General features: G+C 63.1%; 27 protein-coding genes. 9 read left to right on the top strand and 18 right to left on the bottom strand.

Annotated features, from left to right (window positions below; genetic code table 11):
- The first annotated feature begins 278 nt into the window (after positions 1–278).
- The 4 genes from HBA54_RS03555 (at position 279) to HBA54_RS03570 (ending at position 3,885) form a co-directional block, all read left to right on the top strand.
- Positions 279–1,289: a TRAP transporter substrate-binding protein gene (locus tag HBA54_RS03555; RefSeq protein WP_167221418.1), complete on the top strand. Its 1,011-nt coding sequence runs from the start codon at positions 279–281 to the stop codon at positions 1,287–1,289.
- Positions 1,290–1,338: 49 nt separating this feature from the next.
- On the top strand, positions 1,339–1,881 hold the full coding sequence (locus tag HBA54_RS03560; RefSeq protein WP_167221420.1) for a TRAP transporter small permease: 543 nt from the start codon (positions 1,339–1,341) through the stop codon (positions 1,879–1,881).
- 10 nt (positions 1,882–1,891) lie between these two features.
- Positions 1,892–3,193: a TRAP transporter large permease gene (locus tag HBA54_RS03565; protein WP_167221423.1), complete on the top strand. Its 1,302-nt coding sequence runs from the start codon at positions 1,892–1,894 to the stop codon at positions 3,191–3,193.
- Between the two features lie 65 nt (positions 3,194–3,258).
- Positions 3,259–3,885: a LysE family translocator gene (locus HBA54_RS03570; RefSeq protein WP_167221425.1), complete on the top strand. Its 627-nt coding sequence runs from the start codon at positions 3,259–3,261 to the stop codon at positions 3,883–3,885.
- Between the two features lie 72 nt (positions 3,886–3,957).
- Here the strand turns inward: HBA54_RS03570 and HBA54_RS03575 are convergent, their stop codons facing one another.
- From HBA54_RS03575 to HBA54_RS03610, 8 genes are all read right to left on the bottom strand, one after another.
- A complete protein-coding gene (locus tag HBA54_RS03575; protein ID WP_167221427.1) occupies positions 3,958–4,866 on the bottom strand; it encodes an MBL fold metallo-hydrolase in 909 nt (302 codons plus the stop codon).
- A gap of 223 nt (positions 4,867–5,089) precedes the next feature.
- A complete protein-coding gene (locus HBA54_RS03580) occupies positions 5,090–5,557 on the bottom strand; it encodes a MarR family winged helix-turn-helix transcriptional regulator (protein ID WP_167221429.1) in 468 nt (155 codons plus the stop codon).
- 1 nt (position 5,558) lies between these two features.
- Positions 5,559–6,881, bottom strand: a complete 1,323-nt coding sequence (locus HBA54_RS03585) for a TRAP transporter large permease (protein ID WP_167221431.1) — start codon at positions 6,879–6,881, stop codon at positions 5,559–5,561.
- Positions 6,878–7,441, bottom strand: a complete 564-nt coding sequence (locus HBA54_RS03590) for a TRAP transporter small permease (protein WP_167221433.1) — start codon at positions 7,439–7,441, stop codon at positions 6,878–6,880. Before HBA54_RS03590 ends, HBA54_RS03585 begins: the two co-directional genes overlap by 4 nt.
- Positions 7,431–8,681: a flavin-dependent oxidoreductase gene (locus HBA54_RS03595; protein WP_167221436.1), complete on the bottom strand. Its 1,251-nt coding sequence runs from the start codon at positions 8,679–8,681 to the stop codon at positions 7,431–7,433. The genes HBA54_RS03590 and HBA54_RS03595 overlap by 11 nt, the downstream gene beginning before the upstream one ends.
- A 60-nt stretch (positions 8,682–8,741) precedes the next feature.
- Positions 8,742–9,776, bottom strand: a complete 1,035-nt coding sequence (locus HBA54_RS03600) for a TRAP transporter substrate-binding protein (protein WP_167221438.1) — start codon at positions 9,774–9,776, stop codon at positions 8,742–8,744.
- A 92-nt stretch (positions 9,777–9,868) separates the two neighbouring features.
- The gene (locus tag HBA54_RS03605; protein ID WP_167221440.1) at positions 9,869–10,852 is read right to left on the bottom strand and encodes an NAD-dependent epimerase/dehydratase family protein; all 984 of its coding nucleotides are present in this window, start codon (positions 10,850–10,852) and stop codon (positions 9,869–9,871) included.
- 85 nt (positions 10,853–10,937) lie between these two features.
- Entirely contained in the window at positions 10,938–11,846 is a 909-nt protein-coding gene (locus HBA54_RS03610; protein WP_205944385.1) for a LysR substrate-binding domain-containing protein, read from the bottom strand.
- A gap of 99 nt (positions 11,847–11,945) precedes the next feature.
- Here HBA54_RS03610 and HBA54_RS03615 point away from each other — a divergent pair, with 99 nt between their 5' ends.
- A complete protein-coding gene (locus HBA54_RS03615) occupies positions 11,946–12,905 on the top strand; it encodes a DMT family transporter (protein WP_167221444.1) in 960 nt (319 codons plus the stop codon).
- Between the two features lie 26 nt (positions 12,906–12,931).
- Here HBA54_RS03615 and HBA54_RS03620 read toward each other — a convergent pair whose 3' ends face one another.
- A complete protein-coding gene (locus tag HBA54_RS03620) occupies positions 12,932–13,609 on the bottom strand; it encodes an RraA family protein (RefSeq protein ID WP_205944386.1) in 678 nt (225 codons plus the stop codon).
- 56 nt (positions 13,610–13,665) lie between these two features.
- On the opposite strand from HBA54_RS03620, the gene HBA54_RS03625 reads away from it, so the two are divergent.
- Positions 13,666–15,255, top strand: a complete 1,590-nt coding sequence (locus tag HBA54_RS03625; protein WP_205944387.1) for a gamma-glutamyltransferase family protein — start codon at positions 13,666–13,668, stop codon at positions 15,253–15,255.
- A gap of 19 nt (positions 15,256–15,274) precedes the next feature.
- On the opposite strand, the gene HBA54_RS03630 is transcribed toward HBA54_RS03625, so the two are convergent.
- Positions 15,275–15,751, bottom strand: a complete 477-nt coding sequence (locus tag HBA54_RS03630; protein WP_322095971.1) for an Lrp/AsnC family transcriptional regulator — start codon at positions 15,749–15,751, stop codon at positions 15,275–15,277.
- Positions 15,752–15,896: 145 nt separating this feature from the next.
- Between HBA54_RS03630 and HBA54_RS03635 the strand changes: the two genes are divergently transcribed.
- The gene (locus HBA54_RS03635) at positions 15,897–16,724 is read left to right on the top strand and encodes a PhzF family phenazine biosynthesis protein (protein WP_167221446.1); all 828 of its coding nucleotides are present in this window, start codon (positions 15,897–15,899) and stop codon (positions 16,722–16,724) included.
- 208 nt (positions 16,725–16,932) lie between these two features.
- A complete protein-coding gene (locus HBA54_RS03640) occupies positions 16,933–17,373 on the top strand; it encodes a DUF3574 domain-containing protein (protein WP_167221448.1) in 441 nt (146 codons plus the stop codon).
- A gap of 9 nt (positions 17,374–17,382) precedes the next feature.
- Here the strand turns inward: HBA54_RS03640 and HBA54_RS03645 are convergent, their stop codons facing one another.
- From HBA54_RS03645 to HBA54_RS03655, 3 genes are all read right to left on the bottom strand, one after another.
- Positions 17,383–18,015: a DUF7002 family protein gene (locus HBA54_RS03645; RefSeq protein ID WP_167221450.1), complete on the bottom strand. Its 633-nt coding sequence runs from the start codon at positions 18,013–18,015 to the stop codon at positions 17,383–17,385.
- 48 nt (positions 18,016–18,063) lie between these two features.
- Positions 18,064–18,513, bottom strand: a complete 450-nt coding sequence (locus HBA54_RS03650; RefSeq protein WP_167221452.1) for a GFA family protein — start codon at positions 18,511–18,513, stop codon at positions 18,064–18,066.
- Positions 18,514–18,641: 128 nt separating this feature from the next.
- Positions 18,642–19,205, bottom strand: a complete 564-nt coding sequence (locus HBA54_RS03655; RefSeq protein ID WP_167221454.1) for a sugar O-acetyltransferase — start codon at positions 19,203–19,205, stop codon at positions 18,642–18,644.
- Positions 19,206–19,426: 221 nt separating this feature from the next.
- Between HBA54_RS03655 and HBA54_RS03660 the strand changes: the two genes are divergently transcribed.
- Positions 19,427–19,720, top strand: coding sequence for a hypothetical protein (locus HBA54_RS03660; RefSeq protein WP_167221456.1), 294 nt, complete (start codon positions 19,427–19,429; stop codon positions 19,718–19,720).
- A 27-nt stretch (positions 19,721–19,747) separates the two neighbouring features.
- On the opposite strand, the gene HBA54_RS03665 is transcribed toward HBA54_RS03660, so the two are convergent.
- From HBA54_RS03665 to HBA54_RS03685, 5 genes are all read right to left on the bottom strand, one after another.
- Positions 19,748–20,524 carry an HpcH/HpaI aldolase family protein gene (locus tag HBA54_RS03665; RefSeq protein ID WP_167221458.1) on the bottom strand — a complete coding sequence of 259 codons (777 nt, stop codon included), beginning with the start codon at positions 20,522–20,524 and terminating at the stop codon, positions 19,748–19,750.
- Between the two features lie 25 nt (positions 20,525–20,549).
- Positions 20,550–22,043, bottom strand: a complete 1,494-nt coding sequence (locus HBA54_RS03670) for a tripartite tricarboxylate transporter permease (RefSeq protein WP_167221461.1) — start codon at positions 22,041–22,043, stop codon at positions 20,550–20,552.
- A 9-nt stretch (positions 22,044–22,052) separates the two neighbouring features.
- Positions 22,053–22,535, bottom strand: a complete 483-nt coding sequence (locus tag HBA54_RS03675; RefSeq protein ID WP_167221463.1) for a tripartite tricarboxylate transporter TctB family protein — start codon at positions 22,533–22,535, stop codon at positions 22,053–22,055.
- 98 nt (positions 22,536–22,633) lie between these two features.
- Positions 22,634–23,617, bottom strand: a complete 984-nt coding sequence (locus HBA54_RS03680) for a Bug family tripartite tricarboxylate transporter substrate binding protein (RefSeq protein WP_167221465.1) — start codon at positions 23,615–23,617, stop codon at positions 22,634–22,636.
- Positions 23,618–23,780: 163 nt separating this feature from the next.
- Complete coding sequence (locus HBA54_RS03685) at positions 23,781–24,995, bottom strand: D-alanyl-D-alanine carboxypeptidase family protein (RefSeq protein ID WP_167221467.1); 1,215 nt, start codon at positions 24,993–24,995, stop codon at positions 23,781–23,783.
- Positions 24,996–25,131 lie beyond the last annotated feature (136 nt).

A 25,131-nucleotide genomic window follows, 5' to 3' on the forward strand; every position in this document is an offset into this window, starting at 1 on the left:
CCGGAAATGTAACCGTCAAGCCTTCGCCTCCAGAATACGCAAGGATGGGCCGAAATGCTCGCGCGGACTTCCACCCAGGGTACGCCTGGGGCCGTGGCCCTATTGACCGCGGCTTACGGGTTACGATCTAATGCAGGCTCAATCCCGTTAAAAGCGAATGACGGCGCGGCCCAAATCGGCAGACTGGCGATCCTGACAGGTCGCCCCTCGGACTACGCGCTGCAGCACAAGGCAACTGCAATGCTGATGGAAGCATTGCCTGCGAGAGAGGGGAAGCGATGAATATCTTTAAGGGCAGTATGGCCGCTTTGCTGGCGGTAACCGTAGCGGCCGGTTTGAGCCTTTCGACCGCTCAGGCGGCCGAAGAATGGCGCATGGCCCATAAAATGCCGCCGGACAGTCCGGAAGGAAAAGTCTTTCAGAAGTTCGCCGACCTGACCGAGCAATACAGCAACGGCGAGCTCAAGATTAAAATGTATCCCAACGAGCAGCTCGGCAAGACCAACGCGGTGATGGAGCAGTTGAAGCTCGGCACCGTCCACCTCTATGCCGAAGGCTCCACCTACATGAAAAAGTGGGTGCCGGAGATCACCTGGATCAGCGCCGCTTTCCTGTTCGACGACCGGGATCACTGGGTTCGGTTCATGAACAGCGATATGACCAAGAGCTGGTTCGAGGAAGCCTCGAAAGAGGCCGGCGTCGGGGTGCTGGGCGATCCCACGGCGATCATCCGCGGCCCCTACCGCGTTATGGTGACCAATGAGGATGTTCGCGGTTACGAGGAAATGAAGGGCCTGAAGTTGCGGATGCACCCCGACAAGACGGCCATCGCGACCTGGACCCATCTGGGTGCCGACGTGAAGACCCTGGCCTGGACCGATGTCTATCAGGCCATCGACAAAAAGATCGTAGGCGCGGTCAACAGCCCCATCGCCTTGGTGGAGTCCATGCGCTTCTACGAAGTGGCACCCCATGTCGTGCGCCACGACGAGTACTATCAGTCGATCGGCTTCATGACCAATCAGGCCGCTTACGACAAGCTCGATCCGGAACTGCAGGCGGCACTTACCCGGGCCTATACGGAAGCCGGCGCCTACAGCCACGAGATTATGGGCACGGCGGCTGAGGAGTCGATCGCCCGGATGAAGGAGCATGGCGTGACCTTCGTCAATCTGGACCGCAAACCCTTTGTCGACTCGATGGCGCGCTTCTACCAGGACCTGGAGGCACAGGGCGAATTGCCTGAGGGCTTCCTGGCGATGGTCGAGGCCACCCGGACACCCCAGTAGGCGAACCGATGAGCAGGGGACAGTAACCAGAGTGCCGGATAATCATGCTATGGAGGACGGGCCGCTTGCGCGGCTCGTCCTTCGGCTGGACGGGGCGTTGGAGACGCTCGGCAAGCTGTTCCTGGTCATCGCCAACCTTTGCCTGCTGCTGATGCTGATCGGCACGGCGGCCACCATCCTGCTGCGCCCGATCAATCTTTCCTTCTACTGGATCTGGCCCTGGACGATGCAGTTCTTCGTCTGGATGTCGTTTTTCGGCTTCTACGCGGTCTATCGCTTCCGTAAGGATATTGCCGTCGACTTCGTGGTCCTGCGGCTCGGCGATGGCGCCATGATCGGCACACGCTATTTCGTGGCCCTGGTCGTGCTGGCGGTCACCGGGGTGATTCTCTGGCAGATGCCGACGATCATCGAGTCCCAGGTCGGGGTTATCGATGCGGTGGTGACTCCCTGGGGCGAACTGGAGCGCTATACCCTCTCGATCCCCCTGGGCATTTCCTGCCTGCTGATTTTCGTGAACGCGCTGCTGGATCTTCTGAAGGCCTGGCTCGGCTGGCCGGAGCCCCATACGCTTCCGGCCATAGACAGCTAGGGAAACCGGCATGGCGTTGATCCTCTTTGTCGGTTTTATTGCGCTCATCCTGCTGCGGGTGCCGGTTTCCATGGCGATCGGGGCGGCGGTCCTGCTGGCTTTCGCGACCTCGGACTTTTCCGACGCCCTCTACATCGTCCCGCAGCAGATCCTGGAGGGCGTGAACAAGCCCTCGCTGGCGGCGGTGCCGTTCTTCATCATGGCCGGCAACCTGATGAACGTGGTCGGGATGACCGACCGGATCTTTAACTTCGCCAACGCCCTGGTCGGTCACTTCAAGGCGGGGCTGGCCCAGGTCAACGTGCTCTCCTCGATGATCTTCGCCGGTGTTTCCGGCGCCGCGGTGGCGGACTGCGCCGGCCTCGGCACCATCGAAATCAAGGCGATGAAGGAACGCGGCTACAAGCCGGAATTCGCGGCGGCGGTGACCGTCTGCTCAGCGGTGGTAGGCCCGCTCATCCCACCCTCCATCGGCCTGGTGGTCTACGCCTTCCTGGCCCAGCAGTCCATCGAACGGATGTTTCTGGCCGGCGTGGTGCCCGGCCTTACCGTCGGTTTCGCACTGATGCTGTTCAACCGTCTTCTGGCGGTGCGCCATAACTTTCCGACACAGGAAAAGGCGACAAAAAGCGAGGTCGTCAGCAGCGGTATCGACGGTGTTCTGGCCCTGGTGGCGCCGGGGATTATCCTGGGTTCCATCCTCGGCGGTATCGTCACGGCGACGGAGGCGGGCGTGCTGGCCTGCCTCTACTCTCTGGCGCTCGGTGCCTGCTATCGCACCCTGACGTTCGAGCGGCTGTGGCGCGCGCTGACCGACACCATGCTGATGACTTCGGTGATCATGATCATCATCGGCTTTTCCATCGCCATGGGCTGGCTGCTGGCCATCGAGCAGGTGCCGCAGCAGCTTGGTGACGCGATCTTCGCCCTGACCGAAAGCCGCGCCGTCTTTCTCGGCCTGATGCTGATCTTCGTGCTGCTGATCGGCTGCGTGGTCGAGGGTGTGCCCGCGAAGCTGATGCTGGTGCCCATGTTGTTGCCGGTGATCGACAGCTTCGGCGTCGACCGGGTCCATTTCGGTATCGTTCTGCAGCTCGCCCTGCTGATCGGCATCGCCACGCCGCCCATGGGCATCGGCCTCTACATCATGGTGGAGGTCGGCAAGGTCCCTTTCGAGAAGGTGACCATGGCCGTGCTGCCCTTCCTGGTACCGCTGATCGTGGTGCTGATCTTCATCACCTACGTGCCGGCGCTGACCCTCTGGCTGCCGAACCTGGTGTTGGGCCCGGATACGGCAATCATTTTCAACTAGTTGCCGAAGCCATCCGTTGTCATTCTAATTCACATAGAACATGCGTTTTTTATGAGGTTGGCAACTTGATCGATCAAACGACCCTGATCACTTACCTGGCCGTCCTGCTTGGCTTCGTGTTCATCCCCGGACCGGCGGTTTTACTGACCATAGCCCGCGCGACCAGTTCGGGCACGCGCGTCGGGATCACAACGGGTCTGGGGATCGCTGTTGGCGATCTCATTCACACCGCAATGGCGGTCTTCGGCATCTCGGCGATCATTCTGGCGTCGGCTTTCCTGTTCAGTGTGGTCAAGTATCTTGGCGCCGCCTATCTGGTTTATCTCGGCCTTCGGGCAATCTTCGAGAAGGTGCCGGCCGCCATTGGCGCACAGACGCTTCGGATCACTGCCGGGCAGGCATTCCGGCAGGCCACCCTTGCAGAAGTACTGAACCCCAAGTCGGCGCTTTTCTTCCTCGCCTTTCTGCCGCAGTTCGTCCGACCGGAAAACGGCTCGGTCGCGACACAACTCACCGTTCTCGGCGTCCTCTTCGTCCTTATGGGGCTGCTGAGCACCATTGTCTGTGCCGTCGCGGCGGGAAGCATCGGCAGGTTCTTGCGTCAAACCCCCGCCGTTCTGCGATGGCAGGGCAAAGTGGTGGGCAGCATCTACTGCGCTCTGGGGGTTCGTCTCGCCTTTCAGGAACGCTGATCGACGGGACGCCTGTGCGCTAACTGCGGTTAGCGCACAGGACCCTGAGCAACCATTCCCGCGTGACTGGGTTCAGGATGCTGCCTCGATGTCGTAGACAATGCCTGTGAACACATCGACTTTCAGGAATCCACCGCCCCAATCCTCTTCGAAGCCTGCCAGGGGATTCGCGGACAGCACCTCTTCGCGGGATTGGCCGCCTTTTGCCAGCGGTCGCATGATCGTGCGAACCTCTTTCAGCATTTCGAGATAGGCCGTCAGGTCGGCCTTATTGGCCAGCGGTCCGTGGCCGGGAATGATTTTCGTCTCGTCGTCGACCATCGGAAGGATGTCGGTCACGGCGTTGATGACCCCTTCGAGCGTGCCGCCCGAGCTTTCGTCGATGAAGGGGAAAAACCCGTTAAAGAAAATGTCACCCACATGCACAACATTAGATTCCTTGAACATCACCACTGAGTCACCGTCGGTGTGTGCCGTAGCGTGGTGGACAATCTGGATCTCGGTGTCATTGAAGTAAAATGTCGCGTCTTCGGTAAAGGTTATGACCGGAAGCGCCGCCGCAGGCGACGCCGGCACCGCCCGATCAAAGGCTTTGATGAGCTGATCCGTTGACATGCGCTTGCGCACGTTTGCATGGGAAACGATCACCGCGCCGCTCTGGCCGAAGTTCTCGTTGCCGCCGGTATGATCAAAGTGCCAATGCGTGTTCAGGACGTAGGTCACCGGTTTGTCAGTGAGTTCTGCGATGGCGGCGCTGATTTTCTCACTGAGCGGCGCAAACTGGTCGTCGATCAGAAAGACCCCGTCATCACCGATGGAAACGCCCAGATTACCGCCGGCGCCTGTCATCATGTAAACGTTAGAGCTCAGTTCCGTGGTCGTGATCTCAACTTTGCTGAAGTCCTGTTGGGCTATGGCCGGGCTGGAAAGAAGGCAGGCGAAGGTGGAAATACCGAGGACTCGAAGACTGGTGTTTTTCATTTTTGATCTTTCTTGTCTATCAGATGGGTGCGGCGCCAGCCGGCAGAGCCGTTCTCGCGACAGGCTTGATTGAGATTTCAGTTTTCAGGGTTATCCGCTTGATTCTCCTCCATGAGCGGCACGGGAGCAGAGTTCGAAGTTCTGGATATTATCTAGTCCGGATTTACCATTTGGAACCCGTTCACACTGAAAAGTGTCCGGCAAGGTACGGGACGACGCTAAGTCAGTCGTTCCCGCCGCCCTGGGTTTCGCGCCCGGTCAGATGGCGCAGTGACGCCAGCAGGGCTTCGCGCTGTGCGGGGGCAAGCCCTTCAAAGAGCTTGTCCTCGGCCGCATCGATCTGCGGGCGGATCTTCCGGAACCAGGCCTCCCCCTCCGCCGACAGGCGATAGCCGATGCGCCGTCCGTCGCCGGCAATGCGTTCCCGCAGCAAAAGGCCGTCGCGGACCAGCGGCTTCAGCATCGTCGTCAGGACCGAAGGGGCCGAGGCCATGGCGTCGCAGATATCGCTGTGCGTCACGCCGGGATTCTGCGACACCAGTTCCAGGGTCATGAACTGCAATGGCGTGATCGTTTCTTTTGAGAAAACCTCGGCGAAAACCTGCTGGCCTCTCAGGAAGGCATGGCGGAAGAGATGCCCGCCGAGCTGGTTCAGGACACCGTAGTCCAGGTGCTTCGGCGGCGTCGGCATCTCAGAACATTGCCCGCATGAGGCCCAGGGTGATCACCGGGAAGGCCGCCAGGATGGCAATCCGGATCAGGTCGCTGATCACGAAGGGCGCGACGCCGCGGTAGGTCTCGCTCATCGGGATATCGCGGGCCAGGGAGTGGATGATGAAGAGGTTGAGGCCCACCGGTGGCGTGATCAGCCCGACCTCCACCACCATCAGCGCCAGGATGCCGAACCAGATCGCGGTTTCCTCCGGCGGCAGGCCGAAGTCGAGGGCCATGACGATGGGAAAGAAAATCGGAATGGTCAGCAGGATCATCGACAGCGAGTCCATCACGCAGCCGAACACCAGATAGCAGGCCAGGATCAGCGCCAGCACCATCCAGGGCGAGAGCCCGGACTGGGTTACCCAGTCGGCCGCCGCCTGCGGTGTCTGCGTCAGGGCGAGGAAGGTGTTCAGGGCCTGAGCGCCGAGGACGATGAGGAAGATCATGGCAGTGGCCGAGGCGGCGGCCAGCACGCAGTCGGCGAAGTCCTTGCGGCTCAGGCGCCCGACCGCCAGGGCATAGCCGCCGGTGGCGATGGCGCCGATGGCGGCGGCCTCGGTCGGCGTGAACCAGCCGAGGTAGATGCCGCCGATGACCAGGGCGAAGATCGCCACCACCGGCCAGACCCGTGCCAGGTTGCGAAAGCGCTGTCCGTAGGGCACCCGGGGCGCCACCTGGGCCGAGTCCGGACTCACCCGGGCATAGATCGCCACCGTGATCATGTAGCCGGCAGCGGCAAGGATGCCCGGTACCAGGGCCGCAGCGAACATCTTGATGATGTTCTGCTCGGTCAGGATGGCGTAGATCACCAGGATCACCGAGGGCGGGATCAGAATGCCCAGGGTGCCGCCGGCGGCCAGAACGCCCGTCGACAAAGCGTTGGAGAAGCGCAGGCGGCGCATCTCCGGCAGGGCTACCTGACCCATGGTGGCCGCCGTGGCAAGGGAGGAGCCGCAGACCGCCCCGAAGCCGGCGCAGGCGCCCACGGCTGCCATGGCGACGCCGCCCTTGCGGTGGCCGAGCCAGTCGGCGGCGGCGCGGAACAGGCTCTCCGACATGCCGGACTTGGCGGCGAACTGACCCATCAGCAGGAACAGCGGCACGATGGACAGCGAATAGCTGGAGAAGGTGTCGTAGGTCAGGGATTTGAGCTGCGCCAAGACCGGCGTCGTCGAGCCGGTGACGATCCAGGTCCCTGTGAAGCCGGTCAGCAGCATCGCGGCGCCGATGGGCATGCGCAGGAAGATCATGCCCAGCATGGCCGCGAAGGCGAGGGCGGAAAGCGCCAGGCCGCTCATCGCTCTTCCTGCCCCCGGATCGTCTCGTTCACGCTGCGCCATACCGTGTAGAGGCAGACAACCGCAAAGAAGGCCGCGCCCGGCACCGCGGCGGCGTAGGCGTAGCCCAGTTTCATGCCGAGGATCATGGTGGTTTCGCCGTAGGAGAACTTATCGATCATGCCGTACCACAGGCGCCAGGCGATCAGACAGGCCGCCAGGCTGAGTGCGGCATTGCCGATCACCGCGAGCCCTGCCTGTAACCGCAGTGGAAAACGGGAAATGAAGATGTCCACGGTGACGTGGCCGCGTCGGTACTGGCACCAGGGTAGGAAGGCGAAGACCGCAACGGCGCAGCCCGCCTCGACCAGCTCGAAGTCGCCCGGCACCGGGCCGAGGCCGGCAAAGGAAAAACCTCGCCCGATGATCGAAAGCACGGTCATCAGGGCAACGGCCGTGAGCACGACACCGCCGGCCAGCGCCAGAATGCGCGATGCCCAGCCGAGAGCCCGGCCGATACGTGCTTCCAACGCGGGCGCGAGCCCCAGGGTTCCGGCGGTGGCCATGCTGTCAGACCGCAACGATGGAGGGGCGCTTGTTCAGGGTCTCGACGTCAAAGCCGGCGATGTGTTTATAAGCCGCGGCGGTTTCCTCCAGTTCTTCGCGGCTGAGAACCTCATCGATCCTGGAGAAGCCGCGGGGCGCCCGTTGTTCGACAATATCCAACACTTTGTCGGGGCCGTCGCCGCGGTTGGCAAGAACGATTTTCTCGGTGGCGGGGCGGCGTTCGTCTTCGTAGGCCTGCAGGGCCTTCTTGCCGACACCCTGAGCGAGAAACTCCCGTGTCAGGACCCGCGCATCGAGAATTGCCTGTGAGGCGCCGTTGGAGCCGATCGGATACATGGCATGGGCCGCATCGCCCAGCAGCGTCATGGGTCCGAATGTCCAGCGGGGCAGGGGATCGCGGTCGACCATGGGGTATTCGAAAACATGCTCCGCAGTTTCAATGATCCGGGGCACGTCGAGCCAGTCGAAATGCCAGTCGGCGAAGCGCGGCAGGAAGTCGTCCAGGCGGCCCGGCCGGTTCCAGTCTTCCCGGCTCCACAAAGCCTCAGGTGGCAAGGACAGATCGGCGATCCAGTTGATGACCGCGCCGTCATCTTCTTCGGCCAGGGGATAGCAGACGAACTTCCGCGCCTTGCAGCCGGCCATGGCCATGGTCCGTCCGCCGAGGAACTTCGGGCCGCGGGTGACGCCGCGCCACATCATGATGCCGCCCCAGACCGGTGGACCCTCGTCCGGATAGAGGGCCGCGCGGGCTTTCGAGTGGATGCCGTCCGCGGCGACGAAGACGGCTCCGTTTTCCTGGCCTTGGCCAGCGCCCGTTTGGCGATCTGTCAGGCTGATTTCGATACCCTTGCCGGTTTCCCGCCAGTCGTCGACGGCAATGCCGGTTCGGATGGCATCGTCGCCCAGGCGCTCGCGCGCAGCCTCCAGCAGCATCATCTGCAGATGGCCGCGGTGTATCGAGAACTGCGGCCAGTCGTAGCCGGCGGCGGTGCCACGCGGCTCATCCCAGATCAACTGCCCGCCGGAGGAGAAATACGCGACCTTGCCGGTACGCAGGCCGATCTTCTCCAGGCGGTCGAGCAGATCGAGCTCGGTCAGCTCCCGCACCGCATGGGGTTGCAGGTTGATGCCGACCCCGAGCGGCTTCAGTTCACTTACGGCCTCGAAGACAAGTACGGGAATACCGGCCTGGTGCAGACTGAGCGCCAGGGTCAGGCCGCCGATGCCGGCGCCGGCGATGAGAACGGTCATGCTGGTATCTCCCTACCAAAGGAACGTGCCGGGCGACCGGGGCCCGCGCGTTCCTCAGCGTTACTCCGCGCCGGCGTAGCTGGCGATCAGGGCCTTGGCGTCGGCGACCATCGCGGCACCGTCGTAACCCTGGCCGTCCATCTCCGCGATCCAGGCCGCTGCCAGGGGCGCGGCGACCTCTTTCCAACGCGCCACTTCCTCCGGCGAGAGTTTGCGGATGGTGTTGCCGGCCGCTTCTGCCGCCTTGATGCCCGGAGCATCGCCCTGGTCCATCACGCGACCGACCCACTTGGAGGTCTCGCGGCCGGAATTGGCATCGATTACCTGGCGCAGCTCCGCCGGCAGGCCGTCGTAGCTGGCCTTGTTCATCACGAAGACGAAGAAGGCGGTATAGAACCCGCGCGTGCTTTCGAAGTCGGTATGGCTGTTCACCAACTCGGCGACCTTCAGGGGTGTGGTCACCTCCCAGGGAATGACCGTGCCGTCGATCACGCCTTTTGACAGCGCTTCGGGCATCGCCGGAACCGGCATGCCGACCGGCGTTGCACCGAGGGCCGACAGCAGGGCGTTCACCTGCCGTGTCGGGCCGCGCAGTTTCAATCCCTGCATATCCTCCAGCTTGGCGACGCCGTCGCCCTTGACGTGCAGCAGGCCGGGGCTGTGGACGTGTGTTGCGATCACGTGAACATCGCTGAACTCTTTCCGCAGATACTTCTCGTAGAAGTCCCAGGCTGCCTGGCTGGTCGCTTCGGCAGAGGCCGGCATGAACGGCAGTTCGAAGGCCTCGGTCCCCGGGAAGCGGCCGGGGGTGTAGCCGGGCAGGGTCCAGACGATGTCGACGACGCCGTCCTTGGCCTGACCGAACAGGGCCGGCGGTTTGCCGCCGAGCTGCATGGCCGGATAGATCTCCACCTTGATCCGCCCGCCGGACTCGGCCTCGACCTTCTCCGCCCAGGGCGTGATGAAGTTCTTCGGAACCGGCGCCGGTGCCGGCAGGAAGTGGTGGACGCGCAGCGTCACCTCCTGCGCCGAAGCCAGACCGGCCGTGCCGCAGACGAGCAGCGTTGCCAAAACCGATTGCAGTAACCGTTTCATGCTTTCCTCCCAGTTCGGCGCCTCTTTGTTCGGGCGCATTTTTTGTATAGGCGACAGGGTGACTCAGGTTGTTTATCTAGTAAACGACTTTCTCAGTCGACGGGGTAGGGACCGTCGGCAAAGGCCTCGCCATGATATCCCTTCGATCCGACAAGGCGCGAAAGGACACTCCTCGGGTCCTTGTCTTCTTTCAGGCAGGCGATTGCCTGGACGAAATCATAACGCGGTTGCCAGCCGAGTTCGCGTCTTGCAAGGGCATTGACGTAGACCCTGTCGATTCCGGGAAACATTGTCCAGCCGCGGCGCGCGTACTCAGCCTCGAAACCCGGAACCCGGCGGCGGACCACCGAGGACGCATCTTCCCGCAGATCTTCCAGATCTTCCGGGGAGAAGGGCGTGGTGGCCGAGATGATGTAGCGCCCGAAACCGATTGAGGCGGCCTGCTTTGCGGCAAGCAGATGGGCGCTGACGATGTCTTCAAGGTCCGCGCGGCGGGACAGCAGTTCGTTGGTCTTCATGTTGTCGTCGCCATAGGCCTCGCGCATCGCCCGGTTGTCGTCTTCTTCCGGGAAGAAGCGAGAGGTCCTGAGAATGAGACAGGAAAGGCCCTGGTTCCGGTGGAACAGCTGGCAAAGGTCTTCCGCTGCGGCCTTGGTGGCGCCGTAGATGTTCTTGGGGATCGGCGTTACGTCTTCGGTTATCCAGGCTGCCGGCGCCCCGGGCGGCGGGACAAGGGCGTCGCCGAACACGCTGGTCGTGCTGGTGAAAATGAAGGCGTCGACGCCCGCCGCAACGGCTTCTTCCAACAGGTTGAGGGTGCCGGTGATGTTGGTATCGATGAAATCCTGTCGGCTGTGCGTCGCGACATGGGGTTTGTGCAGCGTGGCCGTGTGAAACACGACCTTGGTGTCCGCCATGCAGCGCCGCACAAGCGAACGCTCGGTGATCGATCCGACTTCATTGGTATAGGGAGAATCAAGGATGTCGAGGCCCAAGGCCTCCTGTCCCGCATCCTGCAGGCTGCGCATCAACGCCTCGCCGAGGTGGCCGGCGCTTCCGGTAACAAGGGTTTTCATCTTCGCTCCATCGACCGCCAGGGTAAGGGTCTATGCCGACAGCATGAAAAGCTGCGAGGGATGCTGTCAATGACGGAAAGTCGGTTCAGGTGAGCTCCTCCTTGAGCCAGGTCAACAAGGCCTTGGTTTCCGGTCGCAGCTTGTGCTTACGGTTCCTGTAGATCGAAAGCTCGGCTTTTCGGAACACGCTTTCCTTGAAGGGTCTGACGAGCTGCCCGGACTCTAAAAGCTGGTCTGTTGACCGCTGCCAGCCAAGGCCGATTCCGTGCCCTCCGACAACAGCCTGGACCATGACCGGATAGCTGTCGAAGACGCTGCCGCGATGACCGACCCTGACTTTCTGACCGGCTTTTTCGAGCCATTCATCCCACTCCAGCCAGTCCTGCGGATCGACCCGGTGGTGCAGCAGGCGGTGGTCCGGTAAATCCTTTAACAGAAGCGGGCTTCGCCGGCCTTCCAGATAGTCCGGGCTGCACACCGGGAACACCTCGTCGGAGGCGGTGAAGGCCAGAAGATGTGCGCCGCTGGCCCGTCCGGTCGTCTGCAGGGCGATATCGAAGTCGTCGTCCGAAAGGCCAACCGGCCGGGTGGAGGCAGTGACGCGAACGTCGATGCGGGGGTGCTGCTGATTAAAGGCGCAAAGGCGTGGCATCAGCCAGTAGAACGCATAACAGAGCTCGGCAAAGAGGATGACTTCACCGCCGCGCCGCTGACCGCGGAGTTCGCCGGCGCCGGCGGCGATGGTTTCCAGGCTCGCCGAAACCCTGCGGCTGAAATCCTCACCCGCGGGGGTGAGGAAAACAGCCCGGTGACGGCGCTCGAAAAGCCTGACACCAAGATCTTCTTCCAGCGCGCGTATCTGCCGGCTTACCGCCGCCTGGGTGACGTGCAGTTCCTCGGCTGCCAGCGTGAAGCTCCCCAGCCTGGCAGCCGCTTCGAAAGGCAGAAGGCAGGCCAGGGGCGGGAGTGCTTTGCCGAGTTTATTCATAACCATCAGTAATGTGAAATAGATGGGAACTCATTTGAAATAACAGGTTAACACGTCTCATTCTTTACCAGAACGGTAAATTCAAGAATGAGGCGACCAAGAAGAATGTCACAGTCAGGTGCTGTCCGTCCCGAAGCGGTACTGCTTGGATGCAGCATGATCGTCGCCGCGGTGTTCATGGTTTCCTTAGGCGACGCGCTGGTCAAATGGGTCAGCGCCGACCTCTCCCTGTGGCAGGTTTTTGTCACCCGTTCCTTGCTGGCGATTCCGCTCTGTCTTCTGCTCCTGCGGTTTCTCGGTCAGCCGTTGACGGTGGCGCCGGGAAACGCCGGCTGGGTGTTTCTGCGCTGTCTGCTCCAGGTCATGATGTGGATCACGTTCTATATCGCTTTGCCGGATCTCAGCCTGCCGGTCGCCGCGGCCGCGCTTTACACCGCGCCGCTTTTTATCACGCTGTTTTCAAGCCTTCTTATTGGCGAGGCTGTCGGTCGGCGGCGGGGCTGTGCCATCGTGCTCGGCTTTGCGGGGGTTCTGTTCGTCATCCGGCCGGGAAGCGATGCTTTTTCCTATGCGACCCTGCTGCCCATACTCTCTGCTGCCTGCTATGCGCTCGCGATGATCATTACCCGGGGCAAGTGTGCGGCGGAGAATCCCTTTGTTCTCGCGCTTTGCCTCTCCGCTTTGCTGCTTTTGTTCGGTGTCGCCGGCAGCGGCGGCATTGCGTTGCTTGGTCTTGAATCCCGAGACATCGCGGCCAACCCCTTTCTGCTTGGCCCCTGGAGCTCCATGGGCGGGCAGGACTGGGCGCTCCTGGCGGTCTTATCGATCCTTCTGGTGGGGGCGAGCGCGGCGGCGGCGAAAGCCTATCAATCCGCGCCGCCGGCCACCGTTGCGACCTTCGATTACAGCTACCTGCTGTTTGCGATTTTCTGGGGCGTGCTTTTCTTTTCCGAGCTGCCTGACGGCACCACCCTGGTAGGCATGATCATGATCGGTGGCGCCGGGCTTCTGGTGATCCGCCGGGGTCGCCGAAGAAGAATGCCTCTCGCTGAAAATGCGGACTGACCGGTTTTATCCTGTCGCAACCGGGGTCACAGCTTGGCGCGAACCATGGCGCTGGCGCCGGTCCGCTCCCCGAGCTTTTCGCCCGCCAACAATCGCTTGTGCCCTTCCAGCTCACCTTCCTGTTTGCCCAGCGCCCAGTCGATGTCCCCTTCGGCTTCGGCGGGCGGCATGACCAGCGCGCCGCTGAAATCGGCGACCACCAGATCGCCGGGGTTCACCACGGCACCGCCGCAGCAGACCGGCACATTGAAACTGCCGCCGATGTCATAGAGGCGCGTCGTAATCGGCGCGACCCCGCGGCACCACACCGGCAGCGCCAGGTCTTCGATCTCCGGCAGGTCGGTGCAGGGCCCGTCGATCATCACCGCCCGGCAGCCGCTGGCCTTGATGGCCGCCGCGACACCGCCGCCGAGGCAGGCGTGCTTGTGATCGCCCAGCCGGTCGATCACCAGGATGTCGCCGGGACGGAGGAATTCAATGACGTGATGCAGTAGGGTAGAGTCCTGGCCGGGCAGCGCCAGGGTAACCGCCGTGCCGGCGGTTCGCTGTTTTGGGAAGATCTCTCGGGGGAGAACGCATTGAATATCCTTGTCGACGAAGCCCATGTGGCGGCGATGCCCGATGGTGGCGGTTTCCGCCCGCTCGGCTTTGGCCAGCAGGCCCCCGTCAACCTGATCGGGCATGGTATTGATCACGTAGGTCATGCAGTCTCTCCCTCTATCCCCGCAGTACGATTCTCAAGCCAAGGAGACTAACCCGCGTGAACGAAAACGTCGAACAGTGGCAGGTAAGCAAACCGGTAGTTTCTTCGAGCAAAGGCGTCGTTGCGGCACAACACTGGCAGGCGGCACGCGCCGGTGCCGCGATGCTGGACCGGGGCGGCAACGCGGTGGACGCAGCGGTCGCCTGTGCCATGGCGCTCAACGTTGTCGAGCCCTGGATGTGCGGCCTCGGCGGCAGTGGCTTTCTTCTGGTTTGGCTGGCGAAAGAAAAACAAGCGCGGGTAGTGAACTTCCAGGGCAGCCTGGCACAGGCCATCGATCCGGCGGACTATCCGCTGGACCCGGAAGAGGCCGACTCCCTGATGGGCTATCCCGGCGTTCGGGACCAAGCCAACGTCCGGGGTTACGGCTCGATCACCGTGCCGGGGGCGGTGGCGGGCCTTTCGGCCGCACTTGCCGATTATGGCGCACTGTCCTGGGCCGAGGTGCTGGCGCCGACCATCGCCCTGGCCGAGCGCGGGCTGCCGGTCGACTGGCACGCCACCCTGCAAGTGGGGCTTGCGATGGATCTGTTGCGCCGCGATCCGGCGGCTGCGGCGATTTACCTGCCCGACGGTGTGCCGCCTCAGCCGGAGACGTACTGCCCGCTGCCGGCGCTCACCGCGACCCTCAAGACCCTGGCGGCAGAGGGGCCGGAGAGTTTCTATCGCGGCGCCCTGGCGGAACGGGTCGTGGCCGATCTGCAGGCCGGCGGCTCGCGCATTGCGCTGGACGACCTGGCGCACTACGCCGTGGAACAGCACGCTCCGCTCAGCGGCCGTCATCGCGGCGCCGATATCCACACCGCCGGAGATCCCTCGGGCGGCCCGCGCCTGCTGGAGATGCTGACCTATGTTGAGGAGCACCTGACGCCGGGCAAGGCGGTCGGGCCGGACACCTGGACTGCCTATGCCCGCGGCCTCGACCAGGCTTTCGCCACCCACAAGGGCAAGGTCGGGCTGGTGCAGCAGGGCGGCTGCACTTCCCACATGTCGGCGGTGGACGGGGAGGGGAACATGGTGGCCCTGACCTACACGCTGCTGAACCGCTTCGGCAGCGGCGTGGTGCTGCCGCAGACCGGCATCCTGATGAACAACTCGGTCTCCTACTTCGATCCGCGGCCCGGCAACCCGGTCTCGATGTCCGGCGGCAAGCGGATCAATTCCTCCAATATGTGCCCGACGCTGGCGACCCGCGACGGCGAGGCGCTGTTTGCCGTCGGCGCTTCGGGGGCGAACCACATCGTGCCCTGCACGGCGCAGCTTACCGCCTTGCTGCTCGATTACGGCATGACTCTGGAACAGGCTTTCCACACCCCGCGCATCGATGCTTCGGCACGGGGGTCGGTGCGGGCCGACCCGGCGATGGGGGCGGCGGCGCTGGCCGAGCTGGGAAAGGTCTTCGAACTGGAAGTCGCCCAGCTCATGGTCTTCCCAAAGCTCTATTCCTGCCCCTCCGGCGTGCTGCGTGATGCGGATGGTGTCTGCTGGGGCGCGGCGGACAAATCTTCGCCGGTGGCGGGATCGGCCGTCGCGGCGCCCTTCACTCTGGAATCCGCTGTTGCGGAAAGCCAAGGCGTCAGGGCTTAGGCGTCAGGGCCGCAAGCGCTTAGCTGCGCCCGGCCTGCAGCGGCGGCAGGCGCCGGGGCACCGGCGAAGTTTTGATAATGGCTGTGTTGGTCTCGGCGCGCGCCTCCAACCCCTCCAGAAGACCGTCCAGGCTGCCGATCTCAGGCACGCAGAAGCGGGCGATGAAACAGTCTTCGCCGGTGACCTTGTCGCATTCCATGCATTCAGGGATCGTCTGGATCAGCGTCTCCACCTTTTTCAGTTGCCCGGGCAGCGGCTTGATCCTGACGATGGCCTGCAGCGCGTAACCAAGCGCCTGAGGGTCGAGGTCGAGGGTGAAGCCGCGGATGACCCCTATGTCTTCGAGCCGGCGGACCCGCTCAGTCACACTGGGGGCCGACATGCCGACCAGGGCCGCGAGATCGCGCATCGAAGAGCGGGCGTTCTTGATCAAAGCGGCAATCAGCTTTTCATCGACACCATCAAGAGCGACACCTTTATTCTGTAAGGATTTCACGCTATTTTCCTTTGAAACATCGACGAATCCAGCAAAACACCTTCATCGCTTTCTGTAAAGACGCAGGAGGCGGGGCTAAAGTGCGGTGGCTTCGAAAAGGCCCCACCAGATGCGGGCCGGGCAGATTCAGGAAGAGGAAAGGGTTATGGAGGTACTTCGCATTGCAGCTTTCTCGGATGGCCAAAACGGCGGCAATCCCGCTGGTGTGGTCATTGCCGCTGATCTGCCCGACGAAGGTGAGATGCAGCGTATCGCCGCGGAGGTCGGCTTTTCCGAGACCGCCTTTGCGGCGAAGGATGGCGAGGGCTGGCGCGTGCGCTATTTCTCCCCGGAATCCGAGGTTCCGTTCTGCGGCCATGCAACCATCGCTTTGGGCGCGGCCCTTGCCCTGCAAAATGGCGACGGTATCTATCCGTTGGTCCTGAATGCTGCTGAAATTACGGTCGAAGGCCGACGCGACGGAGAGATCATTGCCGGCGCCCTGCAGTCGCCGCCGACCCGCAGCGCGCCTGCGAAGGCAGAACTTGTGGAGGAGGCCCTGGCGCTTTTCGGCTTCAACCAGGATGACCTCGATCCGCGCATTCCGCCGGCTTTTGCCGAGGGCGGCGCGACCCATTTAGTGTTGGCGCTCACCAAGCGGGCGACGCTCTCGGCCATGTCGTATGATCTCGACGCCGGACGTAAGCTGATGAATGCAGCCGGGCTGGTCACGATTGCCCTGGTCTATGCCGAAACCGAGCAACACTTCCATACCCGCAATCCCTTCGCGTCAGGCGGTGTTCTCGAAGACCCGGCGACGGGTGCGGCGACAGCAGCGCTGGCCGGTTACCTGCGCGACATCGGCTGGCCCCATGGTGGGCGCATCGAGATCGTCCAGGGCGAGGACATGGGCATGAAATCGCGCCTGACCGCGGAGATTCCGGCCGAGCCCGGCAGTTCGATCCGCGTGTCCGGCGCCGCACGGCTGATGTAGGGCATCGCGCGGCTCATACTTCGAGACGGGCCCCTGTGGGGCCCTCCTCAGTATGAGGCGTTTGTTCGACTTCACCCTGAGGAGCTTGCGCAGCAAGCGTCTCGAAGGGGCCCTCGCTCAGTGCCGCATTGCATTCACTTGCCGCTGGGCGGGCGGATCGGGCTATAGTCGTTCCTGGGTTACTTGGGTAATTTGGGAGATAGCTTCGATGAGAATTCCGCATGTTTTCGCCGCGATCCTGTTGGCGGCCGGCCTTGCCGGCGGCTTCTTCAGCGTGCCGGCGCCGGCTTCCGCGCAGGTGGTGCTGCCGACCTGCCAGGCCGACTATCTCTCCATGGCGCGGTTGGAACTCTACTTCGGCACGGAACGCCCCGACGGCTCGCCGGTCACCGATGCGGAGTGGAACGGCTTCCTCGACGAAGAGGTAACGCCGCGCTTTCCCGACGGCCTGACGGTCCTCACCGGCAACGGCCAGTGGCGCAACAGCAAGGGTGTCATCACCAAGGAAACTTCGGCGGTGCTGGTGATCCTCTACGTCCCCTCGGACGATAGTGAGACCAAGATCGAGGCGGTCCGCAGCGCCTACAAAAAGCGCTTCGACCAGGAAAGCGTCATGCGCGTGGACAGCGCCAACTGCGTGTCGTTCTGAGAAGGGTCCTTACGGCACTAGCCGGACATCGGTCAGGAACTCTCCGGCACGCGGGACCGCGTGGTCGACCGTGATCTCGACCACCTTGTCGGACCGCCCGCGCAGCTTGCGCCACTGCGCATAGCTGTGGGCCTTGGCGGCGGTGAAAGTCGAGAGGCCGCGCCGGGCGGCTTTGCGAATGGTGGCGCCGGAGTTGATCGGGCAGAGGCAGAGCGTGTCTAGATGGGCTTCAGCGACACGCAGCGTGTCGAAAACCAGCACCTCTCTCTGCCGCCCCTGGTTCATCCTTGCGCCAAGCAGGCGTTGAAGGCCGGCTTCGTCGGCCCAGAAGAACACCTTGCTGTTCAGGATACGCAGCCAGTCCGCGGGCGTCAGCCCGTCGTCAAGACAGGTTTCGAGCGCCTTTTCGGAGAGCGGCAGGTTGTCGTTCAAAACGGCGCTGCCGTGGCGGGGGTGACGCAGCGATATGGCCGTCGCCCGGCGAGCGGTCATCAACCGTTCGCGTTCCTTTGCTTCGACCTCGAACAACGTCAGAATCTCGGCGGTGGACAGCAATCCATGTTCCCGAATGCTCCTATGGGTGCCGGGTTCGGTGACATGAAACAGCTTTGGATGGCGCTCCGTCAGTTCTTCCGGTGTCATATTTTTTTCAGGCCTATCTCCCGCTCTTAAGAAAGCAATCGGGAAAAACTAACCGCATTTGCGATCAATGGGGTAACCGACGGCGGGGTCCCTTTCCCGGGAGTAGCCGTCGATGCAGGGCAGGTTATCGGCAAAGACGACCCAAGGCAGTCTCTGACGCCAGAACGCATGGGCCTGCGGGGGAAAGCGTTCCGGGGCATCCATAAAACCGATGCTCAGATAAAGCTCGTTGGCGGTGCCATCGTCGCGATAGCCGATGGAGGTGCCGCAGTCGGCACAGAAGCTGCGCGTTACCCCCGGCGTTTTCGAGAAAGTCTTGGGGGTGCCCCTTGTGAAGCGGAACTGCGCCGGTCGAACGCCGATCCAGACGGTCAGGGGGCCGCCGGTAGCGCGGCGGCAGTCGTCGTCATGGTCGTAAGTGATCCAGAACGGCTCGCCGCGCAACTCCGCCGCGATTGCCCCGCAAAAGCAGGAGCCGGTTTCGACACGGTCGTTCATGTCTGTGAACTCCAATTCCTTTAGATTCGCTTCATCTATCATCGTACTTCAGCTTTGTCGGTCAAGGCTTCAACAAAGGCGCAATGGACAGTTGGTTCAAGGCCTCTAGGGACATAGAAGAAGCGGGATCAGCCGGTAAGCCGCCGCACCACCTTCGCCGGGTTGCCGACCACGACGGCGTTCGGCGCCACATCCTTCACCACGACGGAACCGGCGCCGACCACCGCGTTATCGCCGAGGATGACACCGGGGCAGAGGACGGCGGCGCCGCCGACCCAGACGTTCTGGCCGATGGTGATGGCTTCTGCGGTCTCGGTCCCCTTGGCCCGCTCTACAGGGTCGAGCGGATGCACCGCCGTATAGATCTGCACCGCCGGGCCGAACATGGAACCGTCGCCGATCTCCACCTTGCCGCAGTCCAGGATCGCGCAGCCTGAATTGATATAGACATTGTCGCCAAGGAAGAGGTTCACGCCATAGGCGCAGTGGAACGGTGTCTCGATGAAGACGTTGCGGCCCATCGCCCCAAGCAGGTCGCGCAGCGCCTGCGTGGGGCCGTCTTCTTCCAAGGCAACCGACTGGTTGTGGGCCTGGAGTGCCCGGCGGACGGCGGCGCGCTGGGCGGCCAGTTCCGGGTCTGAAATATCGTAGGGCAGGCCCGCCAGGGCCTTCTGCCGCTCGCTCATGGTCATCGCATGTCATCCATCCGAAAGAAGCGGCAGCCTAGCTGACCCGCTGACCTGTTGGAACAGGCGGAAACACAACAGAGGTGCCAACGGCACAAATGAAACCAGAAACGCTGGCCTGAGTGCCAAAGCTGAAACATCAGATCTCTAGACGTCTATGGATTGGTCCGGGCCCTGGCTGCCGCCAAGACCGGGACTCCGCCGCCAGTCTGACGGAGAAAGTTCTTATGATTTCGTATCGAAAGCGAATGCTTGCTGCTGCGGTCCTGATGGCCGGTGTTGTTGCTGTGCCGGTGTTGGCGGATGATTCCCGCGCGCCCGTGCCAGGCGCCAACGAGGTGAAGGCGACACGGGTGCAGGTCGAAGTGAACTGCCAGCGCGAGGGCGGCAATTCCTACGGCACTTACGGCTTCGGCGGTTACGGCTGTGCCAAAAGCAACGGCGCCCGGATCGACTGTAAACCGGACGGCAGCTGCCGGAGTAACTCGGCCTACCGGCAGGCGCAGAAGCAAAGCGACTGAGGACGCCAGGGCTACGGATGTTCGCGTCTAGCCGGCTTTGATCAACCGCGCGGACTCCGGTACCGCCTTGGCCTCGACCGCCAGGCCATTGCGCAGGGCGCCGATGTCGGAAATCCCCAGGACAAGGGTGTAGCCCAGGTCGAAGAGTGTCTGGGCGTCGGCATTGGCGCGCGGCACGGTGCCGAGGGCGATGTTCTGCGCCTTGGCCACGGCCTCGACCTTGGCGATGGCCTCCAGCACGACAGGGCTGCCGGTCGCGCCAAGCTCGTCGATCGCGCCGGAGAGGTCGTAGGGCCCGATGAACAGCATGTCGACGCCTTCGACGGAAGCGATCGCCTCCGCATTCGCCACGGCTTCGCCGGTTTCGATCTGAACCATGATGGTCAGGTCCTTGTGCGCTTCCTTCGCGTAGTTCGCGATCTGGCCGTAGCGCGAGGCCCGCACCGTGCGGGCGAAACCGCGGCGGCCGTGCGGGGGGTAGAGGCAGGCGGCGACCGTTGCCGCCGCTTCCTCTGCGGTGTCGACCTGCGGCACCAGCAGCCCGCTCGGCCCCAGTTCCATGATCCGTTTCAGATAGATCGGATCGCTGGAGGGCACGCGCACGATGACCTCTCCGCCGTTGGCCTCGGCCGCCCGCATCATGGCCAGGGTGGTCTCCAGCGAGGCGCCGGCATGCTCGTTGTCGATCAGCACCAGGGGAAAGCCGGTGGCGACCAGCGCCTCGGTCACGTTGGCTGAGGCGAATTGCAGCCAGGCGCCGTAGGTCGGGGTTTTCGCCAGCACACGCTTCTTAAGGTCGTTCATCAAGATTCCTCGCTTCTTATTTGATCTAGTGTCTTTTTTCTCTGATCCAGTGCACCAACGGTCCCAGGCAGAGATAAGCCCAGAGCGCGACGGTGGCGATGCCCAGGCCGGCGGCGATGGGTCGCTCGAAAAAGCCCAGCAGGTCGCCCTGGGTCTTGATCATGGTGATCAGGAAGTTCTTCTCGATCACCTTGCCCAGCACGATACCGAGGATGGCCGGCGCGATGGGGATATCGTTGCTCTCCATGAAGTAGGCGAGCAGGCCGAGAACCAGCATGACCCAGATCGAAAATGTCGTGTTGTCGACGGCATAGGCGCCCAGAATGCTGAACGCCAGGATCAGCGGCATGAGGATGCGCTTGGGCACAGACAGCACATGGCGGGCGGAACGGATTGCCAGGATGCCAAGGGGCAGCATGATCAGGTTGGCGATGATAAAGGCGAAGAAGATGGCGTAGATCAGGTCGCCGTCGGTCTGGAACACCCGCGGGCTGGGCGTGATGCCTTTCAGCATCAGGACGCCGATACCGATGGCGGTAACGGAATCGCCGGGAATGCCGAACACCAGTGCCGGAACCCAGGCACCGGCGACGGCGGAGTTGTTGGCCGAGCCGGCATCGACGATGCCTTCCTCGTAACCCGTGCCGAACTTCTCCGGCGTCTTCGAGAAGCGCTTGGAGAGGCTGTAGGCGATCCAGGCGGCAATGTCCGCCCCGGCGCCGGGCAGGGCGCCCAGGGCGTTGCCCAGCAGGCTGGAGCGCAGGATGTTCGGCCAGAAGCGCCGGACGGTGGCGATCATGTAGCCGGTGAGCGAGCCGATCTTGGTGACGACGGTCTTGCTCTGCAGATCCGAGGTGACGGTGCGTAGGATCTGGCTGAGCGCGAACATGCCGATCATCGCCGGGATGAAGGAAACGCCGTCCAGCAGGTCGATGGCGCCGAAGGTAAAGCGCGGGTGGCCCGTGGCGATATCGATCCCGACGGTGGAGATCATCAAACCGATGAGCAGCGAGAGAGCCGAGCGCAGGACCGAGGCGCTGGCGACCGCCACCGCCGAAGTCAGCCCCAGGCAGCCGAGCCAGAAATACTCCATGGAGGAAAAGCGCACGGCGATGCCGGCCAGCTGGTTGGCGAAGAGGGTGAGCAGCAGCACGCCGATCACTCCGCCGATCGCCGCCGTCACCAGGCTGGCGCCCAGGCCCTTTTCGCTCTCGCCTTTCTGGGTCAGGGCGAAGGCCTCGTTCACATAGGCGGCGGAGGCCGGCGTGCCGGGAATGCGCAGCAGCGCGCCGGGAATGTCGCCGGCGAAGATTGCCGTTGCCGTGGTGGTGACGATGGCGGCGACCGCCGGAACGGGGTCGAGGAAAAAGGTAATGGGGACCAGCAGCGCCACCGACATGGTGGCGGTCAGGCCGGGGATCGATCCGACAAAGAGCCCGTAGAGGGCCGAGAGAAGGATGGTCAGCAGGACTTCGAAGGTCAGAACCGAGGCCAGGGCGGCAGAAAGGGTTTCGATCATGCCCCGGCCCTAGAACAACAGGGTTTCAACGAAGCCGCGGGGCAGGGGAACCCGCAGCAGGCTGGTGAAACAGAAATGCAGGGCGAAAGGAAGGCCGAGCGCCAACGCGAGGCTGATACCCCAGCCGGCAGCCAAGCAGCGCAGCAGAAAGAACAGCAGCAGCGCCAGGGTAAGCAGAAAGCCCAAGGGTTTCACCAGCAGCACGAAGGCGATAACGGTGACCAATACCGCAGCGGCACGCAGCAGGGCCTTGCCCTGTTTGAGAGAGGGTTCGACTGAAACCAGGGCCTCACGCTTGCCGGTCAGGCGCCGGCGCAGGTCGCCGGCAATCAGCACCAGGCCGCAGAGGCAGAAACCGGCGCCGACGATGATCGGAAAGAATTCCGGACCATAGGCCATGCCGCCCATTTCCGGAAAACTCATCGCCTCCAGCACCACGGCCAGACCGAACAGCCCGGCCAGCAGCCCGAGCGGAAGGTCGCCCAGTTTCATCTGCCGTTTCCTATTGCAGCTGTGCCTTGCCTGGCACTTACGGAAAAGGAAACGGCCCCTCTTTGCCTGAAGAGAGGCCGTTTCTTTCGTTCAGGGTCTTACTTCGCCAGACCGATGGCCTTCATGGTGGCGCCCAGGTTGTCGGAGGTGTCCTGCATCATGACGGCCAGATCCTTGCCGCCCATCATGACGACCTCGGAGCCGCGCGATGCCTTGAAGTCGGCCCAGTCCTGCTGGCCGAAGGCTTCCATCGCCACTTTCTCATAGCTGCAGGCGATTTCCTCCGGCATGCCCTTGGGGCCGCTGACGCTGATGAAGGCTGCCAGGGTCCACTTGGAATCCAGCAGCTCCTTGGTGGTCGGCACGTCGGGCAGGGCGCCCATGCGGGTGTCGTGCATGTAGGCCAGGGCCTTCAGCTCGCCTGACTCGATCAGCGCCTTGCCTTCGGAAAGGGCGGGGGTCGCCACATCGACGCCGCCGGCCACCAGCTCCTGCATGGCCGCGGCGGCACCGTTGGAGGGCACCCAGCGGATTGCGGCGGGATCCATACCCTCGGACTGCAGCATGCCGGCCAGGGCCAGATGCCAGATGCCGCCCTGGGCGGTGCCGGAGCCGGTCAGCTTGCCGGGGTTCGCCTTGGCGTAGGTCAGCAGGTCGTTCAGGCTGTTGAACTCTGAATCCTTGGAGACCAGAACACTGGAGGGAACGATATCGACCAGGGCGATGGGGGTCAGGTTGGTGTGGTTCAGTTCGGTCAGGCCGGCGTGATGCATGGTCGTGATCTCGACAGTTGCCGCGCCGATGGTGTAGCCGTCCGGTTCCGCGTTGGCGATGGCGCTATGGCCCACCACGCCGTTGCCGCCGGTGCGGTTGACGACATTGAAGGGCACGCCGAAGTGCTTCTCCATCATGCTGGCCAGCATGCGGGAGTTGGCATCGGTACCGCCGCCGGCGCCCCAGGGCACAACGTAGGTTACAGGCCGCTCAGGCTTCCAGTCGCAGGCAGCCATGGCTGCGCCGGCTGAGAACAGGGTTGCGGCTGCAACCGCCAGAATCACTCCGCTTTTGCGATATGTCCGCATGGGTATCCTCCCGCTTGAGATGTCAAAAAGGGCTGGCCGGGTGGGGGCGGTTCTCTTTGCTTGCCGTCCTTTATGAAGGCCACAAAGGGAATGCTAGAGAGACGCCAGCGGTTTGGCAATGTTACGAAAAGCGCGGTGCTGCTTCGACGTAAGTCGAAAACGCTTAACGCCAAAGCGTATCCGGATTGTTCAGCAGCTTGGGCGGCACCGCCAGGCAGTAGCGCCCCAGCGACCAGAGGTGCTTGCAGGCTTCCCCGGCATCGCGCTGCTCCAGGTCGACCAGCAGCGCCGTGTAGAGTTGCGGATCGTGGCGCAGCTTGGCGACAACGGCCGGGCGGCCCTTCTTGGTAATGCTCTTGAGGGCCTGCTGCTGGTCCTTGACCACATCGTTGGCCTGGGCTTTCGAGGCAAAGGAGCCGAGAACGAGGCCCCAGCCCGGCAGCTTCCCATCGGTCGGGGCGGTGCCGACGGCGACGGCGACCGGGCATTTGTCGCCGGGCAGAACGTAAGGGGCGGTGGCGTTGGTTGCGGCGGGAAGCGCCCCGAGATGAACTGTGTTTTCCGTCTCTACCTCTGGCGCCGGCGCGGCAAAGGCGGCGTTCATCAGTTTCGTCATGCGGCCGTTGCGGGCGCCGCTGCTGATGCCGCCCAGGACCACCGCGACCACACGGCGCCCATCGCGCTCCACCGAAGCAACCAGATTGTAACCGGAACCGCAGGTGAAGCCGGTCTTCATACCGTCGGCGCCGGGATAGCCGGCCATCCAGCCGTTCACCGTGGGCCGGACCTTGCGGTTGAGCATGAACTGGGTTTTTGAAAAAAGCCCGTAGTGTTCCGGGAAGTCGCGCCTGACAGCCTGGGCGAGGATTGCCATATCGCGGGCCGTGGTGACCTGATCCGGGTCGGGCAGGCCCGAAGCATTCATGAAGCGGCTGGCCCGCATACCGAGCTTGTAGGCCTGGCGGGTCATGGCCCGGGCGAAGGCCTCTTCGCTGCCGCTGACCGCTTCGGCCAGCACCACCGCCGCATCGTTGGCCGAGCGGACGATCATGGCGTCGAGAAGCACCTTCACCGCGACCTGCTTGCCCTTGCCGAGGCCCAGCTTGGTGGGCGACTGGCCGGCGGCATGGGCGGAAACGGGAACCTTTTCGTCCAGCGCCAGCCAGCCCTCGGCCAGCGCGTCGAACACCATGTAAGCGGTCATCACCTTGGTGAGGGAGGCGGGATACCAGGGTTGGGTTGCGTTTTCGGCTTCCAGCACGGCGCCGGTCTCTGCCTCGATCACCAGCACAGCGGGCTTGGGGGCAGCCTGCACAACAGCAGGCTGTGCCCAGAGACCTGTGGCGATCAGAATCGCAGATATCGCAACAATGCGCATGATTTCCCCGGCACGACCACTTCCCTGTCTGTGGAAGATACTACGTGGGAAGTTCAACGAGAAGCTTCACCTTGGGCTTACCTATTTTGTCCAGGTTTCCCGCGCAGCTGGTTCCGGCGCTGCAACATCATCACGC

Source organism: Pelagibius litoralis (assembly GCF_011683915.1).
Lineage (GTDB): Bacteria > Pseudomonadota > Alphaproteobacteria > Kiloniellales > Kiloniellaceae > Pelagibius > Pelagibius litoralis.

Bases quoted from the DNA above. Each gene is read 5' to 3' on its own strand.
- HBA54_RS03555 (WP_167221418.1), top strand. From the start codon at position 279: ATGAATATCTTTAAGGGCAGTATGGCCGCTTTGCTGGCGGTAACCGTA.
- HBA54_RS03560 (WP_167221420.1), top strand. From the start codon at position 1,339: ATGGAGGACGGGCCGCTTGCGCGGCTCGTCCTTCGGCTGGACGGGGCG.
- HBA54_RS03565 (WP_167221423.1), top strand. From the start codon at position 1,892: ATGGCGTTGATCCTCTTTGTCGGTTTTATTGCGCTCATCCTGCTGCGG.
- HBA54_RS03575 (WP_167221427.1), bottom strand. From the start codon at position 4,866: ATGAAAAACACCAGTCTTCGAGTCCTCGGTATTTCCACCTTCGCCTGC.
- HBA54_RS03580 (WP_167221429.1), bottom strand. From the start codon at position 5,557: ATGCCGACGCCGCCGAAGCACCTGGACTACGGTGTCCTGAACCAGCTC.
- HBA54_RS03585 (WP_167221431.1), bottom strand. From the start codon at position 6,881: ATGAGCGGCCTGGCGCTTTCCGCCCTCGCCTTCGCGGCCATGCTGGGC.
- HBA54_RS03595 (WP_167221436.1), bottom strand. From the start codon at position 8,681: ATGACCGTTCTCATCGCCGGCGCCGGCATCGGCGGCCTGACCCTGGCG.
- HBA54_RS03600 (WP_167221438.1), bottom strand. From the start codon at position 9,776: ATGAAACGGTTACTGCAATCGGTTTTGGCAACGCTGCTCGTCTGCGGC.
- HBA54_RS03605 (WP_167221440.1), bottom strand. From the start codon at position 10,852: ATGAAAACCCTTGTTACCGGAAGCGCCGGCCACCTCGGCGAGGCGTTG.
- HBA54_RS03610 (WP_205944385.1), bottom strand. From the start codon at position 11,846: ATGGTTATGAATAAACTCGGCAAAGCACTCCCGCCCCTGGCCTGCCTT.
- HBA54_RS03615 (WP_167221444.1), top strand. From the start codon at position 11,946: ATGTCACAGTCAGGTGCTGTCCGTCCCGAAGCGGTACTGCTTGGATGC.
- HBA54_RS03620 (WP_205944386.1), bottom strand. From the start codon at position 13,609: ATGACCTACGTGATCAATACCATGCCCGATCAGGTTGACGGGGGCCTG.
- HBA54_RS03635 (WP_167221446.1), top strand. From the start codon at position 15,897: ATGGAGGTACTTCGCATTGCAGCTTTCTCGGATGGCCAAAACGGCGGC.
- HBA54_RS03640 (WP_167221448.1), top strand. From the start codon at position 16,933: ATGAGAATTCCGCATGTTTTCGCCGCGATCCTGTTGGCGGCCGGCCTT.
- HBA54_RS03645 (WP_167221450.1), bottom strand. From the start codon at position 18,015: ATGACACCGGAAGAACTGACGGAGCGCCATCCAAAGCTGTTTCATGTC.
- HBA54_RS03650 (WP_167221452.1), bottom strand. From the start codon at position 18,513: ATGAACGACCGTGTCGAAACCGGCTCCTGCTTTTGCGGGGCAATCGCG.
- HBA54_RS03655 (WP_167221454.1), bottom strand. From the start codon at position 19,205: ATGACCATGAGCGAGCGGCAGAAGGCCCTGGCGGGCCTGCCCTACGAT.
- HBA54_RS03660 (WP_167221456.1), top strand. From the start codon at position 19,427: ATGATTTCGTATCGAAAGCGAATGCTTGCTGCTGCGGTCCTGATGGCC.
- HBA54_RS03665 (WP_167221458.1), bottom strand. From the start codon at position 20,524: ATGAACGACCTTAAGAAGCGTGTGCTGGCGAAAACCCCGACCTACGGC.
- HBA54_RS03670 (WP_167221461.1), bottom strand. From the start codon at position 22,043: ATGATCGAAACCCTTTCTGCCGCCCTGGCCTCGGTTCTGACCTTCGAA.
- HBA54_RS03675 (WP_167221463.1), bottom strand. From the start codon at position 22,535: ATGAAACTGGGCGACCTTCCGCTCGGGCTGCTGGCCGGGCTGTTCGGT.
- HBA54_RS03680 (WP_167221465.1), bottom strand. From the start codon at position 23,617: ATGCGGACATATCGCAAAAGCGGAGTGATTCTGGCGGTTGCAGCCGCA.
- HBA54_RS03685 (WP_167221467.1), bottom strand. From the start codon at position 24,995: ATGCGCATTGTTGCGATATCTGCGATTCTGATCGCCACAGGTCTCTGG.